11 protein-coding genes are annotated in these 17,315 nt (G+C 69.4%); 7 read left to right on the top strand and 4 right to left on the bottom strand.

Annotation, left to right across the window (positions count from 1 at the left end; all coding sequences use genetic code 11):
- Positions 1-4: 4 nt before the first annotated feature.
- The 3 genes from BHS09_RS17240 to BHS09_RS17230 form a co-directional block, all read right to left on the bottom strand.
- Positions 5-655: a TetR/AcrR family transcriptional regulator gene (locus tag BHS09_RS17240; protein WP_140798390.1), complete on the bottom strand. Its 651-nt coding sequence runs from the start codon at positions 653-655 to the stop codon at positions 5-7.
- Between the two features lie 109 nt (positions 656-764).
- A complete protein-coding gene (locus BHS09_RS17235; protein WP_237078354.1) occupies positions 765-1,289 on the bottom strand; it encodes an aromatic ring-hydroxylating oxygenase subunit alpha in 525 nt (174 codons plus the stop codon).
- Between the two features lie 101 nt (positions 1,290-1,390).
- Positions 1,391-1,996 carry a DUF4136 domain-containing protein gene (locus BHS09_RS17230; protein WP_140791389.1) on the bottom strand — a complete coding sequence of 202 codons (606 nt, stop codon included), beginning with the start codon at positions 1,994-1,996 and terminating at the stop codon, positions 1,391-1,393.
- A gap of 244 nt (positions 1,997-2,240) precedes the next feature.
- Between BHS09_RS17230 and BHS09_RS17225 the strand changes: the two genes are divergently transcribed.
- The 4 genes from BHS09_RS17225 to BHS09_RS17210 all read left to right on the top strand — a co-directional run bounded on the left by BHS09_RS17225 (position 2,241) and on the right by BHS09_RS17210 (position 10,506).
- Positions 2,241-4,385 (top strand): M13 family metallopeptidase, encoded by a 2,145-nt coding sequence (locus BHS09_RS17225; RefSeq protein WP_140798389.1) that lies wholly within the window; start codon positions 2,241-2,243, stop codon positions 4,383-4,385.
- Between the two features lie 62 nt (positions 4,386-4,447).
- Complete coding sequence (locus BHS09_RS17220) at positions 4,448-4,648, top strand: hypothetical protein (protein WP_140798388.1); 201 nt, start codon at positions 4,448-4,450, stop codon at positions 4,646-4,648.
- 62 nt (positions 4,649-4,710) lie between these two features.
- Positions 4,711-5,262: a GNAT family N-acetyltransferase gene (locus BHS09_RS17215; protein WP_140791385.1), complete on the top strand. Its 552-nt coding sequence runs from the start codon at positions 4,711-4,713 to the stop codon at positions 5,260-5,262.
- A 165-nt stretch (positions 5,263-5,427) separates the two neighbouring features.
- A complete protein-coding gene (locus BHS09_RS17210) occupies positions 5,428-10,506 on the top strand; it encodes a tetratricopeptide repeat protein (RefSeq protein ID WP_140798387.1) in 5,079 nt (1,692 codons plus the stop codon).
- Positions 10,507-10,531: 25 nt separating this feature from the next.
- Here BHS09_RS17210 and BHS09_RS17205 read toward each other — a convergent pair whose 3' ends face one another.
- A complete protein-coding gene (locus tag BHS09_RS17205; RefSeq protein ID WP_140798386.1) occupies positions 10,532-11,272 on the bottom strand; it encodes a competence/damage-inducible protein A in 741 nt (246 codons plus the stop codon).
- A 414-nt stretch (positions 11,273-11,686) separates the two neighbouring features.
- Here BHS09_RS17205 and BHS09_RS17200 point away from each other — a divergent pair, with 414 nt between their 5' ends.
- From BHS09_RS17200 to BHS09_RS17190, 3 genes are read left to right on the top strand one after another with little or no spacing between them, the layout of a single operon-like run.
- Positions 11,687-12,076 (top strand): hypothetical protein, encoded by a 390-nt coding sequence (locus tag BHS09_RS17200; RefSeq protein ID WP_140791379.1) that lies wholly within the window; start codon positions 11,687-11,689, stop codon positions 12,074-12,076.
- An 18-nt stretch (positions 12,077-12,094) separates the two neighbouring features.
- Positions 12,095-13,225 (top strand): peptidoglycan-binding protein, encoded by a 1,131-nt coding sequence (locus tag BHS09_RS17195; protein WP_140798385.1) that lies wholly within the window; start codon positions 12,095-12,097, stop codon positions 13,223-13,225.
- 51 nt (positions 13,226-13,276) lie between these two features.
- The gene (locus BHS09_RS17190; protein ID WP_161605158.1) at positions 13,277-17,278 is read left to right on the top strand and encodes an IPT/TIG domain-containing protein; all 4,002 of its coding nucleotides are present in this window, start codon (positions 13,277-13,279) and stop codon (positions 17,276-17,278) included.
- Positions 17,279-17,315: the final 37 nt, after the last annotated feature.

Raw genomic sequence — 17,315 nt, 5'->3', positions numbered from 1 at the left:
CGCCTCAGCGCCGCTTCGCGGGAGGCGGGCCCACGGGCCTGGGGACCAGCAGGTCCTCGAAGAGGGAGAACACCTGCTCCGCCCCGCGTTGGAGCGCCGGCACTCCGCTGTGCGCCCACTGTTCGAGCAGCCACCCATCCGTGGCCTGTCCGATGCCCATGAGGGACGTCAGCAGCAGGGACTCCGGCACATCGCCACGCACCGCGCCGAGCGCGCGCCCGTCCGCGAGGACGCGCTGGAACCACGCCACCAGCGGCCCTTCGAAGCGCAGCCACGCCTCCTGCAGCTTCGGGTGAGTGCGCGCCTGCGACATGCTTCGGAGAAGCCGGGCCGAGCGCTCGTCGTTCACGATGTGCGTCGTCAGCGCGAAGTAACGCTCACGCAGGGTGTGCCAGAAGCCGTCCGCGTCCGCGGGACGCTGCCAGGCCCCGAAGCGCTGCGCCAGCGTGTCCAACGTGAGGGCCAGCACGGCGGCATAAAGGTCGTCCTTGCCCTCGAAGTAGTAGTACGCGACCCCCTTCGAGAAGCCCGCGCGCTCCAGGATGCGGTTGTAGGAGGCCCCATCGAAGCCGTGCTCCGCGAACTCCTCCGCGGCCACGGCGAGGAGTGTCTGTCTGCGCTCGGGGTCGAGCCTGCTGGCGCGGGGACGGGGCATCGGACGCAGCGCTTCTATCAGGATGCGCCAGGAGTGTCGCCGAGCGCCGCGCGATGCAGCTGATGCCACGCGACGATGGCGCGGTCCGCCCGGATGAGCGTGCCGTGGGTCAGCGCACCTGAGCGAGGCAGGCTGGAGTCCCCTCCATGACCCGGGTGAAGCGTGCGTTCCAGACCTCCTCCACCGCGGCGCTGCTCGAATCAGGTTCCGGCGCGTCCGCGAGCCAGGGCAGCGCGGGAAGGGACGCGGGCGCCCTACCCCCCAGCCACGCCCAGATGAACCCATGCGCCTCTCGCACCGGATGCATGCGCAGCGCGAGGCCTCGCGAGGGCTTCGCGTCAGGCCCCTCACAGGGCATGGCCAGACAGGCGCCGCCACCGCCATAACGGAAGCCGTGGTAGGGGCATTCGAGCGCCCCCTGCTGCACGCGTCCGAGCCCGAGGTCCGCGCCCCGGTGGGGACAGGCCGCATCCGCGCAGTGGGCCTCGCCCGCGGCGTCCCGCCAGAGCACGAGCCGCCGCCCCAGGCGCTGGATTCCCAAGGGCCGTCCCTTCCCGAGCGCCGGTGACCGCGCCACCGCGTACCAATGCGCCGCCCACTGTTCGGCGTGCTTCGAGCCTGTCGCCTCGTTCATCGAACCCCACCATGGACCGGCGGTTGGACCACCGGTCCAATACTGGCGACCGGCCTGGGGGCTCGCAACCGAAAACGTGCGGGAGTGGCTGCCTGGCCGGCTCAGGACGCTTCCGGGCGGGGCGGGAAGCGCGACAGCAGCTTGTGCACGGCGTCGTTGATCTTCTTCTGGAGTGCATCGGGTGACAGGTCGCGGTGGAGCTCCGCCTGGGCCGTGCCACGCCAGACCAACCGCTGCTCCCGGGCATCCACGCCGTCGAGGATGAGCGTGCCTACGTCGTATTCGCGGACATAGGTGCGCGGGCCGCCCATGCCGTACGGATAGCCGTAGGGCCCGTAGAAGGAACTCCAGGGGCTCCAGTAGGGGCCCCAGGGGTAGCCATAGAAGGAGTCCACCGTGTCGACAGACAACTTGGTGTCGATGGCGCCCTGCCACCCCACGAAAAAGTCCGGGTCCTCGTTCATGTCCACCTTCTGGTAGCCGCGAGCCTTCAGCTCCTGGTCCACCGCCATGCGCACGCGCACGTCGACGATGTCGTTGTAGACGCGGGCGTCCTTGCCCTGGGGCTGCGGCAGCCAGGCGTACCGGCGGAAGTCTTCGATGCGCTCGACGGCCGTGGGGTCGTAGTTGGTGTTGACGCGGATGCCCGAGCAGGCCGCCAGCGCCAGCCCCAACAGCACGGGGGTGATTCGGAACAACAGCCGCATGGGAGCCTCCTGGATGTCGGGGCGCGGACACATCGCGGCCCCGGCTCCCTGCAAACCTAGGCGTCCGTCACGCGCCCCTCGGGTACGGCCCGGCCGTTCGGCGACTGTGGCGGAGCCGGTCCGAGCGAAAGGTCCGCCCGCTCGGGATGAAACCGCCGAATCCGTTGTTCGGTCCGCGCCTTCGTACGCCAGACCGTCTATATCCCCGGTCTTCGGCTCGCAGCCCCTGTTTCAGGAGCACTCCTTGACACATCCCCATCGACGTTTCCCCGGCGCCAGGCATGTGCTGGTCTCCGCGTGCACCACTGCGCTGCTCACCTCCTGTGCGTCTTCCACCTCCGCGGAGAAAACAGAACCGCCCGCGCCTGTCGCCACGGCGCCCGCCGAGGCGCCCGCGTCCAAGCCGAAGCCCACGTATGGGACGTTCGGCTTCGACACCCACGGCATGGACCGCGACATCGTGCCGGGCAACGACTTCTACGGCTTCGCCAACGGCACCTGGGCGAAGCGGACGGAGATTCCGCCGGACCGCTCCAGCTACAACATGTTCACCACGCTGGCGGAGCAGGCGGACCAGCGCAACCGCGAGCTCATCGAGGCGCAGCGCCAGGCCCCCGAGGGCAGCGAAGCCCGGAAGGTGGGCGACATCTTCGCCAGCTTCATGGATGAGGCGGCCATCGAGGCCAAGGGCGTGGCGCCGCTCAAGCCGGAGTTGGAGCGCATCGCCGCCATCGGGCAGCGCAAGCAGCTGGCCACGGTGCTGGGCGCCACCCTCCGCGCGGACGTGGACGCGCTCAACATGGGCGACGTCACCACGGACCGGCTCTTCGGCCTCTGGGTGGCCGAGGACCTGAACGAGCCGTCGCGCTACGCCCCCTACCTGCTGCAAGGCGGCCTGTGGCTGCCGGACCGGGACTACTACCTGGCCGACAACCCGCGCTTCACCGAGCTGCGCAAGCGCTACCAGGCCCACATCGCGGCCATGCTGAAGCTGGCCGGCTTCGATGACGTGGAGACCCGCGCGGGTCGCGTCTTCGCCCTGGAGCGGAAGATGGCCCAGGCGCACGTGTCGCAGGTCGACACGCGGGACATCTCCAAGGCGAACAACCCCTGGCCGCGCGCGGAGTTCATGAAGCGCGCGCCTGGCCTCGCCTGGAAGGAGTTCTTCGACGCCGCGGGCCTGGGCACGCAGGAGCAGGTCATCGTCTGGCAGCCGAGCGCGCTGACGGCCCTGTCGAAGCTCGCCCAGAGCGAGCCCCTGCAGGCGTGGAAGGACTACCTGGCCTTCCATGCGGTGGCCCGCGCGGCCCCGTACCTGTCCAAGTCCTTCGTCGACGAGAGCTTCGCCTTCAACGGCAAGACGCTGAGCGGAACGCCCGCCCAGAAGGAGCGCTGGAAGCGTGGCGTGGACGCCACCAACCTCTCCATGGGCGAGGCGGTGGGCAAGCTCTACGTGGCGAAGTATTTCCCGCCGGAGGTGAAGGCGGAAGCGGAGGCCATGGTCCGCAACATCATCACCGCGTTCGAGAAGCGCATCGACGCGCTGACGTGGATGTCGCCCGACACGCGGACCCGCGCCAAGGAGAAGGTGGGCACGCTCCAGGCGAGCATCGGTCACCCGGAGAAGTGGCGTGACTACTCGGGGCTCGACATCGTGGCCGGTGACGCCTACGGCAACGCCGAGCGCGCCGTCCGCTTCGAGTACCAGCGCAACGTCGCCAAGCTGGGCCAGCCCGTGGACCGGAAGGAGTGGTACATGGTCCCGCAGCTGGTGAACGCGCTGAACTCACCGCAGCAGAACTCCATCATCTTCCCGGCCGCCATCCTGCAGCCGCCCTTCTTCGACGCGAACGCGGACCCGGCCGTCAACTACGGCGGCATCGGCGCGGTCATCGGTCACGAAATCGTCCACAGCTTCGACGACGTGGGCGCCAAGTTCGACGCGCGCGGCAAGCTGGAGAACTGGTGGACGAAGGAGGACGAAGCGAAGTTCCAGGCCGCGGGGAAGGCCCTGGCGGCCCAGTACAACGCCTACCGCCCGCTGCCAGACCTGTCTGTGAATGGCGAGCTGACGCTGGGTGAGAACATCGCGGACATGGCGGGGGTGGCGGTGGCCTATGACGCCTACCAGCTCTCCCTGGGCGGCAAGCCCGCGCCTGTCATCGACGGCTACACCGGCGACCAGCGCTTCTTTCTTGGCTTCGGTCAGGTGTGGCGCGCCAACTACCGCGAGCCGTACCTGCGCCGCATCATCATGACGGACGGCCACGCGCCGGGCCCGTACCGCACCGCCACCGTGCGCAACCTCGATGCCTGGTATGGCGCGTTCGATGTCAAGCCCGGGCAGACGCTGTTCCTGACGCCCGAGCAGCGCGTCCGCATCTGGTAAGCGTCATTTGACGGCTTCTCCTGGGTTGAAGGACTGTAATGCCCTCACCCAGGAGGAGCCGAATGATGCGCAACATGCTGCGGAGTGGCTTGGGAGTCCTGGCAGTGCTGGCCATGGTGGGCTGTGGTGGCCCCGTGGACGACAACCTGGACCCGATGCTGGAGGACCAGGAGCAGGAACTGCCGATGTGCAAGGTGGATGAGCCGAAGCCCTGTCCGGACGGCTTCACCTGCGTGGGCAAGGTGTGCCGGCCCGGCCTGTAGTCACGTTGCCGTCGTTCCCGCCTAGCGGTTCGAATTCAATGCCAAACATGAAGGCGTTTTGAATGTCCCACCTGGCAAGCAATGGCCCCGTGCTCGAAACACAGCGTCTCATCCTCCGGCCTCCCCTGGCCGAGGACCTGGATGGCTTCGCGGCGCTGTCGGCCGACCCGGAGTCGGCGCGTTTCATCGGAGGGGTCCAGCCGCGCACGATGGCGTGGCGCAACTTGTGTGTGATGGCGGGCTCGTGGTCGCTCCAGGGTTTCGCGATGTTCTCCGTGCTGGAGAAGTCCACGGGCGCGTGGGTGGGGCGAGTGGGCCCGTGGAAGCCGGAGGGCTGGCCGGGAACGGAGATTGGCTGGGGCCTGCTCCGCGAGTACTGGGGCCGGGGCTACGCCACGGAGGCGACGGCGGCGACCCTGGACTGGGCCTTCGACCACCTCGGCTGGACCGACGTCATCCACTGCATCGTGCCGGAGAACACCCCGTCCCAGCAGGTCGCGCTCCGGCTGGGGTCGCGCGTGCTGGGACAGGCACACATGCCACCGCCGCACGACACGCTCTTCGTCGACCGCTGGGGGCAGAGCCGCGACGAGTGGCGCGCTCGGCGGAAGTAGGCGCCGCGTTGCCCCAATGCAGGGGTTCGCCTGCCCGCTCCCTGGGGCGGCTGGCACCCAAATCGCCAGGAAAGACGGGAAGTTGAGGGATCGGCCAAGCGCATGTTACGACCGGCGACGGCCAGTCCTTCCTCCCCCGTATTGGCCATTCGGAGCCGGCTTTCCATGAGCGAGCGCAACGACGTCCCGAGGACCACTGTTCCCGTGGCCCCCCTGCCTGTGTCTGGCGCGCCCGCGAGCCCGAACGCTCCGGTCACGGAGACGCAGGCCCAGGCCGCGCCCACCGCACCCGCGGCTGCCGCCAACACCCGCGCCGAGGATGAAGCGCGAGAGCGCATCGCATCCCTGGAGCGCGAGGCCAAGGCCCTCAGCACCACGGAGCCCCACACGGCGGCGCTGCTCTTCCACGAGGTGGGCCTGCTCTGGGAGGAGCCGCTCAAGAATCCGCGCAACGCCGCGGTGGCGTTCCAGAACGCGTACAAGCTGGCGCCGCGCTACCTCGTCAACATCCGCGCCGCCCGCCGGCTCTTCGCGGACGTGGGCAACTGGCAGATGGTGCTCCAGTTGATGGACGCGGAGCTGGCGGCCACCGACGACGCGCGCCACCAGGCCGCGCTGCTCTTCGAGAAGGGCATCATCCTCCAGGAGCGCCTGTCGCGGGACGAGGAGTCCGCCGCGTGCCTGAAGCAGTGCCTGGAGCGCCGGCCCACGGACGTCGTCGTCCTCACCCAGCTCGAGTCCGTCTACGCCGCTCGCAATGACGCGCCCGCGCTGGTGGAGGTGTACCGGCTGATCGCCGCCACCGTGCAGCAGCCTTCGCTGCGCGCGCACTACCTCACCGCCGCGGGCCTGCTGCTGGAAGAGCGGCTGAAGCAGAAGGAAGGCGCCGCGGCCCTGTTCCGCGAGGCCTTCGCGCTGGACCGGTCGGACCTCCAGCTCCTGGCGGCCATGAAGCGGCTGGCCGAGCGCGAGGGGCGCGTGGATGAGCTGCTCGCCGCGCTGGGTGCGGAGGCGGCCGCGTTGGGCGCGCAGGCGGCGCCCGCGTATCTGCAGATCGCCAAGGTCTACGAACGCAACGACCGCAAGGACGACGCGCTGGCCGCGCTGCTCGCCGCGCGGCAGGTGTCCCCCAACGAGCCGCTGGTGCTGAGCGAGCTGGCCGGCATCTACGAGACGCAAGGCCGCTTCGAGGAGCTGTCGGACGTGCTGCTGGCGCGCGTGGGCTCGCTCAACGACGAGAGCGAGCTGGTGGCCACCAACCTCCGGCTGGCGGCGCTGTACGAGGAGGTCCTCAAGCGCGAGTCGGACGCGGCGGCGCGGTATCAGGCCATCGTCGCCCGCATCCCCGGCCACGCGGCCGCGCTGGCGGGCCTGGGCAAGCTCTACTACCGCATGCAGGACTGGGAGCGGCTGGTCGCCGTCTTCGACGCGGAGGTCGCCGCCGCCGAGGACGCGAAGCAGAAGGCCGCGCGCATGTACAAGGCGGCCGAAATCCTGGAGGAGCGGCTGGGACGGCAGGAGGACGCCATCTCCCGCTACAACGCCTGCCTCCAGTTGCAGCCGGGCTACCTCCCCGCGCAGAAGGCCCTCACGCGCCTCTACGAGCGCCAGGGCCGCTTCGCGGAGCTGGTGGCGATGTACGAGCAGGACCTGCTCCAGACGAGCGACCGGGATCAGCTCATCACCACGTTGAACAAGATGGCGGTGGTGTACGAGGACCGCCTGGGCGACCTGGACCACGCCATCGAGTGCATGAAGCGCATCCTCGACCTGGCGTCCGACCACCTGCCCACCATCCGCAACCTCGCGCGGCTCCACGAGCGGGCCAGCCGCTTCCGCGAGCTGCTGGAGACGCACGACCTGGAGGCGTCGCTCGCGGGTGACACCAAGCAGGTGCTGTCGCTGCTGCACCGCAACGCGGAGATTCTCGACGAGAACCTCAAGGACCGCGCGGGCGCCATCTCCGCGTATGAGCGCGTGCTGGCGCTGTCCCCGTCCTACCTCCCCGCGCTCAAGGCGCTGGGCCGGCTGTACGCGCAGGATGGCCGGTGGGAGAAGCTGGTGGACATGTACCGGGCGGAGTCGGAGAGCTCCGCCTCCACCGAGCAGGCCGCCGCGCTCATCTACAAGATTGGCGAGTTGTACGAGCAGCGGCTGAACCAGGACAACGAGGCCATCGCTTCGTACAACGAGGCGCTGATGCTGGCGCCCAGCTACTTCCCGGCGCTGCGCGCGCTGGCCCGCATCTACCGCGCGCAGGCCGCGTGGGAGAGCCTGGTGGAGGTGCTGCGCGCCGAGGCCGCCAACCGCACCGACCCGCTGGAGCGCGCCAACGCCCTGTATCAGGCGGCGGCCATCTGGGAGGAGCAGCTCCTTCGGCCCGAGCTGGCCATCGACACGTATCAAGAGGTGCTGCGCCTGACGCCGGCCCATGCCGCCACGCTTCGCGCGCTGGAGCGGCTGTACCTGGCGCAAGACAACGTGAAGGAGCTGGTCGGCATCCTGGACCGCGAGACGCAGGTGGGCAGCACGTCCGCGGCCAAGGTGACGGCGTACCTGAAGCTGGCGCGGCTGTACCTGGACCGATTCCAGGAGCCCTCACGCGCGGCCCAGTGCTGCGAGGCCGTGCTGGCGCTGGACGCCGGCAACCTCACCGCCCTCACGCTGCTGGAGCGCATCCGCGCCTCGGACCGGCCGCGCCGCGCCGAGCTGCGCCAGCGCATCGCCGACCGTGTGAATGACCCGCGGCTGGCCACGGCCCTCCGCCTGTCCGCCGCGGTGGACCTGGACCGCAGCCCCGCCGAGGGCACGCTGGAGGCCTACAAGCGCGCATTCGAGGCCGACCCGGGCGATGCGCGGCTGGCCTTCGTGCTGGAGCGCGGCCTGCGACAGGCGGGTGACGCCGCGGGACTGGCGCGCCTGTACACCATGCGGCTCGCGTCCGCGCAGGACGCCGAAGAGGCCCTGGAGATGCTGCTGCGCACCGCCGAGCTGGCGGACACGCGCTTCAACGACTTGGAGCGGGCGGCGGCGCTGTACCGGCAGGCCCTGGAGCTCCAGTCGCAGTGCCTGCCCGCGATTCAGGGAGCTCGCCGCGTGGCCTTGAAGCGGGGCGACTTCACGGGAGCCCGCGCCGCCCTGGAGGCCGAGGCCCGAGTGTCGCGCGATCCGCGTGGCGCCATCGAGGCGTTCATCGGCGCGGCGAAGCTGGCCGTGGGCCGGCTGAATGACGCGGACGGCGCCACGGCGCTGTACCGGCAGGCGCTGGAGAAGGATCCGCTGCACGCGGGCGCGCAGGCGGGCCTGGAGGAGCTGCTGGCGCAGCGCGGTGGCTCCGCGGACCTGGCGGCCCTGCAGGAGCGGCGCGCCGAGGCGAAGCTGGCGCAGCGGGACGGACTGGCGGCGGCCACGGCGTTCGTCAGCGCGGCGCGGCTGCACCACACCACGCTGAATGACCGCGCGCGGGCGCTGGCCCTGCTGGAGAAGGCACTGTCCGCGCAGCCGGGACACCCGGAGGCGCTGGAGCTGCGTGGCGCGCTGTTGCTGGAGGCGCAGCAGTACCCCGAGGCCGCGGCCATGCTGAGCCAGCGCGTGCAACTGGGTGGCGACCCACGCGTCCTGGCGCAGTTCCACATGACGCTGGGGAACCTGTACGCGTCGCACCTCAATGACCCGAGCCGGGCCGCGGCGCACTACCAGACGGTGCTGGCCACCCTGCCCCGTCACCTGGAGGCGCTGGAGCGCCTGGCCGGGCTTCACACGCAGGCGCGCAACTGGGCGGGCGCGGTGGACTGCCTGCACAAGCTGCTCCAGCAGGAGCTGCCGCCGGAGCCGCGGGCCCGCTTCACGCTGGAACTGGCGCGTACGTATGACGAAGGGCTGGGCGACGCGGGCGCGGCCACCCCGCTCTACCGCCGCGCGCTGGAGCTGTCTCCGGGCAACCCCGCCCTGGTGGACCGGCTGGTGGTCCTCTACGAGCGCGCTCGCAATCTGCCGGAGCTGGCGCAGTTGCTGGAGGCCCAGGCCGCGGGCCAGTTGGCCGTGGAGCCCAAGCGCGCCGCGACGCTGCGGATGCGGGCCGCGGACCTGTACGCGGGTCCGCTGTCCGAGCCCGCTCGCGCCACCGCGCTGTACCGGCAGGTGGTGGATGGTGATGGCACGAACCTCCAGGCCCGCGCGGTGCTCGCGGAGCTGTACGCGCGGGACTCGTCATCGGTGCCGATGGCCATCGAGGAGCACCGGCAGATTCTCCGGCAGGACCCGACGCGAGTGGACAGCCTGCACGCGCTGTTCAAGCTCTGGGAGGGCCTGAAGCAGCTCGACAAGGCGTTCTGCGCGGCGGCGGCGCTGCACTTCCTGCGCTCCGCCAACGAGGTGGAGCTGGCCTTCTACATGGAGGCCCGCACGAGGCTGGCGCAGGAGGCGCGCGAGGCGCTCACGCAGACGGACGTGGACTCGGTGCTGATGCACCCGGGGGCCCGGGGCCCGCTGCTCGAGGTGCTGCGCGCGATGGGCGAGCACCTGGAGAAGGTGTACCCGCCCAACTTCGAAATCGTGGGCGTCAATCCGAAGGCGGACCGGCTCAAGCCGGACTCGGCCGTGTACAAGGCCATCCGCGCCGTGGCGCAGGTGTTCGGCGTGGAGAGCTTCGAGGCCTACCAGGCGCGGCGCGGGCTGACGGTGCTGGAGACCACGGAGCCCATGTCGGTGTGCATTGGCCAGGACGTGGTGCGGCGCTTCAACGCGCGCGAGCAGAAGTTCCTCCTGGGCCGCGCGGCGCTGGGGCTGCTCAACAAGACCGCGGTGCTGGAGAAGCTGTCACAGGGCGAAACGGCGGACCTCTTCGGCAGCGCCGTCCGCCTGCACGCGCCGCAATTCAGCGCGCTGGGCCGGCGCAACGACGAGTCGGTGAAGCAGCTCAAGCGGGCCTTCCCGCGCAAGGCGCTCAAGGCGCTGGAGATTCCGGCGATGTCGCTGGGCGACGCGCAGAAGGTGGACCTGGCGCCCTGGCTGGAGGCCATCGACTACTCGGCGGACCGCGCGGGCCTGCTGATGTGCGGCGACGTGGCGGTGGGCCTGGGCATGGTGCTGCGCGAGGACCCGAACTTCGCGGGTGCCCGGCTGGATACGCCCGAGCCCATGATCCAGGCCGTGCGCGAAGGCGAGCGCCTGCGCACGATTCTGGCGTGGGCCTTCACGGACGACTTCTTCCGGCTGCGCCAGCGGTTGGGACTGGGGCTGTAGGCGCGTTCGGAACGCGGCGGGAGCCCTACTCCCGCCGCACCACCGCGCCTTCCGGCAGGCCCGTGAGGATGCGCGACAGGGCGTCATCCACGGGCCCGCGCTGGGCGGACTCCACCGTCACCTTCACCCGGTAGTCCTTGTCCGTGTCGAACTCCGGGTAGGAGCCGATGGCCACGTGCGGCATGTCGAGCGCCACCCGGTCCAGCACGGCGGCGATGTCGCTTTCGCCCAGCCGGAGGTAGAGGCAGCTCACGGCCACGGGCGACCCGCTCAGCCGCGCGAGCACCGTCTCCAACTGCATCCGGAACAACTGCGGAACACCGGGCAGCAGGAAGATGTCCTCCACCGTGAGCACGGGGAACCACATGTCTGCCTGGGGAAGCAGCACGGCGCCCTCCGGGGCATCGGCGAGCCGCAGTCCTTCCGCCGTCACCGGCCGCTCCTCGGTGGCGCGGGACATGATGAGGTCCAGCATCTCCTGCAGCCGAACCACCTTCCGTCCCATGGCCAGGGCCACCGCGCGCACGGTGACGTCGTCATGGGTGGGGCCGATGCCGCCGCTGGTGAAGACGTAGCGCGCCTTGCGCCGGGCCCGGGCCACGGCGTCCACGATGGCGTCCACGTCGTCGAGGACCGTCTCCACCGAGTGCAGCGGGATGCCCACCTCGCGCAGGCGCTTGATGAGGTGCGGCCCGTTCAGGTCATGGACCTTCGCCGTCAAGACCTCGTTGCCGATGATGACTGCCGCTGCGCCGGTCCGCTCCATAAGGGGCGGGATTCTAGTCGAATCCGAGTGGGGATGGTGCCGCGTCAAGGCCGCGTCAAATTCACCCCGGAGGTGCTGAGCGACGGCTTGGTGCCCCCCCGTGTCAGAGATGCAGTTGCCTGGGCTGACGTGCCGAGCGGACTGGGCTGCACAGCTTCACCCCACGCGCGGCCACGGTGTAGGCCGACGGTTGACGTGGCGTGGCGCGCCGTGCAGCTCATCGAGCAGGAGCACGTCATGTGGAACCGTCGCCATGCGGTGACTTGATGCATGACCTTCACGCCGCATCCGCGCGCCCCCGGGCCTTGAAAGCAGGCGCCTCCCGGTGGCCTCGGAGGCGGTCAACCCGTAACGTGCTTGAACTCGACTTCACTGTCAGTTAGCGTTCAAATCAAGTAATTCCGGGAGAGTGAAGTGCGCATCCGTGACGCCCAGGTCGAAGCACTGCGCGACGTCAGGGAGACGCACTTCGTCGAAGAGCTGGTGGTGCACCTGCACACCCACTTTCCGGAGGAGGTCAAGGACCTCTCCGGGGACTCGCTGCGACAGGAGCTCCGGAAGGGGCTGACCCGCGCCCGCGGTTACGGACTCGCCAGTAGCGAGCTGCAGACGCGTTTCATCGGGCTCGCGGCCCTCTTTGGCTGGGCTTTCGACCAGGACGAGCCTTGGGTGGCGGAGGCCCTCTCCGACACGACCTTTGAACCCGATGAGCGGATGAACAGGGTCGAGACCCGCTTCCAGCGGCGGCTGGAGACGTCCGCGCGCAACGCAAAGGCACGCATGGCATTCGGCATCGAAGCGTAACGCGGCGGAGGGCCCCCCATGGCGCATGACATCGTCTTCAAGCCCTCGGCGGTCTTCGACCCGGAGCGGGCGTACTTCAGCAAGTGTGGCCCGACAGAGCCCCCTCCCAGCCCCCAGGATTCGAGCGAGGCGAAGCTCACCCAGCTGAAGGCCGCGAAGGCCGCCGCCGCGTCCATCTCCTCCGGGGGCGACGTCATCTTGCCCTGCATGAAAGCTGCGCTGCAGACCCTGGAGGCCACGGTCGTCGACATGGAGGGAAAGCCGCTCGACGACATCCTCATCGAGCTGCGCAAGAGCTCCACCGAAGCCCTGTCCGCCAGGACCGATGCGGCGGGGACGCTGCGCTTCCAGGGCCTCGCGCCGGGGACGTATCAGCTCGGGCTCCTCGAATTGGACCAGGACCGCTGGGAGATTCTCGGCAGTGAGCCCCTGTCAGCGGAGCGGGCCGCCTGCCGCGACGAAGCCACCTGGACGGCGCCGCGCCCCGTGGCACGGACGGGCCCCACCTCTCACGTCATCCAGCAAGGCGAGTGCCTCTCGACGCTCGCCCACCAGCATGGGCTCCACGCGGACACGGTCTGGGACCTGCCGGACAACCGCGACCTCAAGAGCCGGCGGAAGAACAAGAACATCCTCCTGCCGGGGGACACCGTCATCCTTCCTCCGCGACAGCTCGCGCTGCGGGACGTGGAGCCCTCGAACGCCTATCGCATCCGCCGCAAGGATGCGTCCGAGCAACTGCGCATCCGCTTCCTGGACCGGCAGGACCGGCCCCGAAGCGGAGCGTCCTATCTGATAGCCATTGACGGCCCGAATGGCACCGAGGAGCGCACGGGGAAGACGGATGGGGAGGGCTTCGTGCGGGAGTCCGTGTCAGCGACCACCACCGAGGTCAGGGTCACCCTGGGCCAGGATCTCGAACGCGAGACGTTCATCTTCCGCGCGGCGCATCTCGACCCGCTCGACACACTCTCTGGAGTGCAGGGACGCCTGACCAACCTGGGCTATCCCTGCGCCAAGGATGAGGGGAAGTTGGGCGCCTTGACTCGCCGCGCGCTGCAGGACTTTCAGCGTGATGAGGGGCTCACGGTGACCGGTGAGCCGGACGCAAGCACCCGCGCGACCATCGAAGAAAAACACCTCGCCTAGCAACGGCGCGGCAAGCCATGGGCCGTGCACGCATGGCCCGGGGGAAGAAGCGTGCCCATCACCATCACCCATCTCGATATCAACGGCTGCTCCGTGGACGGAGGCGTTGAGCTCACCCTCACGGGAACGCAAATCCAGGCGGGGGCCCGGGTCAGCTTTGGGGGCACCAGCGCCACGGTCATCCAGGTCACGCCGCCCACCCAGATAAGGGTACGAACGCCCAAGCGGGAGCGGGCAGGTCAGGTCACTGTCACGGCGACCAACCCCGACGGAACGTCGGCCCCGTGGGCCAACCCCTTCGAATACTACGCGGTCGTGAGCAAGTGCAGTCCCGACGCGGGTTCAATCGCGGGCGCCACCCAGGTGACCGTCACCGGCCGGGGCTTCGTCGCCGGCATGGTCGTCAACTTCAACGGCGCTGCCGCGGCCGCCGTCAACATCGTCTCCGCCACCGAGCTGACCTGTCAGACACCTCCCAACGCCGTGGGTGCGGTACACGTCGACGTCTGGACCACCGCGGCGCGCACCGCGGGGGGACGCTGCGACAACGGCTTTCATTTCAGTGGACCGGCGACCACGGGGGTCAGTCCGCGCGAAGTGCCGCTGGCAGGTGGGACGGACATCACCATCCAGGGGCAGTACTTCGGCGCGGGTGCGACCGTCACCATCGGAGGAACACCCGCGACCCATGTCGTCGTTCAGTCCGACACGCGAATCACCGCGCGCACGCCCGCGCATGCAGCCGGGGCCGCGGACGTGGTTGTCACCGTGGGGGCCGCCCCCGTCGGCACGCTGGCGGGTGGGCTGACGTACGTTGGCGCGGAGGTGACCACCATCACGCCCGTGCTGGGACCGGCGGCCGGTGGCACGGTCGTGACGGTCCAAGGCCAGCGCTTCGCCAACGGCGCCGTCGTTACAATCGGCGGAATCAACGCCGTGCCCACGACCTGGGGCAACGCGAACACCCTCACCGCGACGGCCCCCGCCCTCCCAGCGGGCGAGCATGATGTCGTCGTCCAGAACCCGGGCGAAGCCGCGGTGACCTTGCCCCGGCGCTTCAAGTCCATTGGTGCCCCGGTGGCCGCTGGGGTCCAGCCCCCGCGAGGCGTGACGGCCGGCGGGACAGCCGTCACGCTCACAGGCAACCACTTCGCCGCGGAGGTGAACGTCCGCATCGGAGGGGTCGCGGCCACGAATGTCGTCAGGGTCTCCGCGAGCACCCTCACGGCCACCGCGCCCGCGCACGCGGCGGGGACGGTGGATGTCGAAGTCCAGAATGCTGGCGGCACCTGGGTCACGCTCGCCAACGCCTTCACCTACTCGGACGTCAGCGCCGTGGAGCCGAGCCGGGGCCCTGTCGCGGGAGGAACGGCCATTGTCATCCGAGGGAGCGGCTTCGACCCGGCCGCGACCGTCACCCTGGGAGGAGTCCCCGCGACGGGGGTGGTCTGGCGCTCGGCCAACGAGCTCGCCGCCACGACCCCCGCGCACGTCGAGGGGACGGTGGACCTCCAGGTGCACAACCTCGCGGGTGCGCTCAGCCTCGCGAATGGCTTCTCCTATTCGCCCGTCACGGCCATCGAGCCCGCCGCCGGCCCGCTCGCGGGAGGGACCGTGGTGGTCCTCCGCGGTGGCCCTTTCGCCGATGGGACGACGGTGGAGTTTGGAGGGCTCGCCGCCGCGGCGCTCGTCCGTCGCTCAGCGCAGGAGCTCGCGGCCACCACGCCGGTGGGAGCCGGCATCGGCCCGGTCGACATCGCCGTGCGCCACAACGCGGCGGTGAACCGGGTCGCCGGTGGCTTCGTCTATCAGGGGCTCGCGGTCATCCACGCCGTCGAGCCGAGCCAGGGCCCGCTCGATGGCGGCACCACCATCACCCTCACGGGCGACCACTTCCAGGCAGGCGCGGCCGTGACGGTCAACGGGCAGCCCGCGACCCACGTCCAGGTGGTGTCGCCGACCACCATCACCGCGAGGACCCCTTTCGGCCCACCTCCAGGCATGGGAGGGCTGCGGGTCGCCTCGAATGTCGGTGTCACGAACCCAGGCGCCGCGGCGGTCATCGGTGCCGGGCTCTACACCTACCGGGACGCGGCGCGGCTCGTCTCGGTGGCCCCGGCGCGAGGCCCTGTCGGTGGCCGGTGGGTCACGCTCACCGGACAGAACTTCACCGCGGGGGCGCGGGTCTTCCTGGACAACACCGAGCTCACCGGGGTGACGTTCGTCGATGACCAACACCTGGAAGTCCGGCTTCCGGGACACGAACCGGGTGCGGTCAACCTCTCCGTACGGAACCCCGACGAGCCCCGTCCCGCGAGATTGAACAACGCCTTCACCTACATGACCACGCCCGTCGAGTCGGGTGACAACGAGGTGGTGTTCATCCTGGATGGGGAGGCGTACTTCCGTGAGCTCCGGTTGATGCTGGAGCAGGTCCGGCAGGCGCCGCGGAACCCGAACACGTATGTTCGCCTGGCCTTCTGGATGATTGAGCCCTCGGTGACGGTGGGTGACGCGACCTGCTTCGAGCAGCCCGCCCATCGCTTGCTGACCTACATCGAGAAGATCGTGCGGGCGGGTCACGACGTCGACGTCATCGCCTGGCATGCCCCGAGGCATGAGCGGCAGTTCAACGGAATGGCAGACGAAGTCGCGAAGGCAAACGAGTCCTTCGCCGAAGCCATCCGGCGCATCGACACTGACGCCCTCGCCACGGGCCCCGGGGTGGGACGCGCGCGAATGTTCCTGGAACACTACGAGGGGGACCTCGTCGGCGCGGCGAACCATCAGAAAATCGCGATTGTCTCCATCGCGGGGCAGCGCACGGCCCTGGTTGGCGGGCTCAACCTCTCCAACCACTACTTCGCGCCCCACGACCATGGCGGGGCCCAGACCTGGCACGACACCGCCGTGCGCCTCCGGGGTCCGGTGACCGATGACGTCGAAGCGGAGTGGATGCGGCGCTGGAGACGGACCAACGACGTGGCCACCCAATGGGTGTGGAACGCCTTTGGGAGCGGCGGCGACGTCGTGGCGCGTAACTACGCCTACTGGTCCAGCACGACCGTGAAGCAGCAGGCCGTCAGCATCCACGAGAACACCACCCGGCAGGCTCGCCACCCTGACAACCGCAGCGTGAGCATCGCGCTCACGCGCTCCGTGGGGTCGACCCGCTACCGCCACATCCGAGACAAGGTCATCGAGCGAATCAACGCGGCGAACGACTACCTCTACTTCGAGAACTACCACTTCGCGGACCCTGACCTGCTCCAGGCCGTCTATCGCCGCCATGAGGCGCGAAGACTCGCGAATCACGAACTGAAGGTCGTCATCGTCGTGCCCATGCAGGGCGGCTCCATGGCGTACATGACTCGCCGTGCCTGGCTGCACATGGTGCTGCGCTTCCTGAAGCCCATTGGGACGCCCTACTGCCGGATCGTCAGATATCTCGATGACGCGGGCACGCCCCAGCAAGTCGACCGCACGACGTGTGCCACATGGAACGTCGTGGACAGCTTCGACACCAACAGTCCGACCCCCGGACTGAGGAACCGGTGGCTCGAACAAGATTGCATCCAGTTCAAGCAGACCCTGGCCAGCCCCACCACGACGGTGCCCCTTCACAAGATCACCACGGTGGAGGGGGATCTCCACTTCTACTCCTGCTTCGGGGCGGGTGGCGCGGCCAACGTCTATGTTCACTCCAAGGTCGCGGTCTTCGATGACCGCTGGCTGGTGTGTGGCACCGCCAACTGGTCCTTCCGCAGCATGCAGTACGACGGGGAGATCGCCGCCTTCGTCGACTCACCCCACGTCGCGCAAGGTGCGCTGACGAACCTGCTCAACCACTACAACCCGGGACACCATGTCACCCCCTCCAACATCGAGGCGGCGGCGGACTACAACCTCACGCATTTCAAGACGCACGGAGCGCACTACGGCGGTGCCGCCTATGCCTTGCTACCGCTCTTTCACCACCTGACGCCGGGACTCGACATGGGGAGAGCCATGCCAGAGGTCGCCAACGACGGGCCGAACTTTACGTGGACCTGAAGCAGGACAACTGATCCGACAGCAGACCCTCCACCGC

This window comes from Myxococcus xanthus (assembly GCF_006402735.1).
GTDB lineage: Bacteria > Myxococcota > Myxococcia > Myxococcales > Myxococcaceae > Myxococcus > Myxococcus xanthus_A.
This window is presented reverse-complemented; position numbering and strand designations above follow the sequence as displayed.